Genomic DNA, 549 nt, shown 5'->3' on the forward strand with positions numbered 1-549 from the left:
AGCTGCCAATTTCAAGAGAAGAGCTGCTTGAAGCGATCGACAGAAAGGGGCTGAAGCAATGGACATAAAAGAGGCCGGGCCATTTCCTGTAAAAAAGGAACAGTTCCGGATGACCGTGAATGGGCAGGAGTGGGAGGTTGCTGCCGTTCCTACGACACATCTGAGTGACTTGCTTAGAGAGGAATTTCAGCTGACCGGGACTAAGGTGTCCTGCGGAATCGGCCGCTGCGGAGCCTGCTCTATTTTAATCGACGGAAAACTGGCCAATGCGTGTATGACCATGGCTTACCAAGTGGACGGCCATTCCATTACAACAATCGAGGGCGTACAACAAGAGGAACTGGATATCTGCCAAGCCGCTTTTCTGGAAGAAGGAGGCTTCCAATGCGGCTACTGTACCCCAGGAATGATAATTGCGCTTAAAGCACTGTTTCGTGAAACCCCTCAACCTTCTGACGAAGATATAGAAGAAGGGCTGGCGGGGAATTTGTGCCGGTGTACCGGGTATGGCGGGATTATGCGGTCAGCTTGCAGGATTAGAAGAGAGTT

2 protein-coding genes are annotated in these 549 nt (G+C 51.2%); both read left to right on the plus strand.

From position 1 onward, the window contains the following. Positions 1–68 (plus strand): hypothetical protein (locus ACWHAR_RS30945; RefSeq protein ID WP_452088915.1); only part of this gene is annotated, 68 nt, incomplete at its 5' end. Then, positions 59–549, plus strand: a 491-nt coding sequence (gene pucE / locus ACWHAR_RS30950) for a xanthine dehydrogenase subunit E (protein ID WP_452088914.1), incomplete at its 3' end; no start/stop codon positions are given. The genes ACWHAR_RS30945 and pucE, both read left to right, overlap by 10 nt.

Source organism: Bacillus sp. LR--39 (assembly GCF_053613335.1).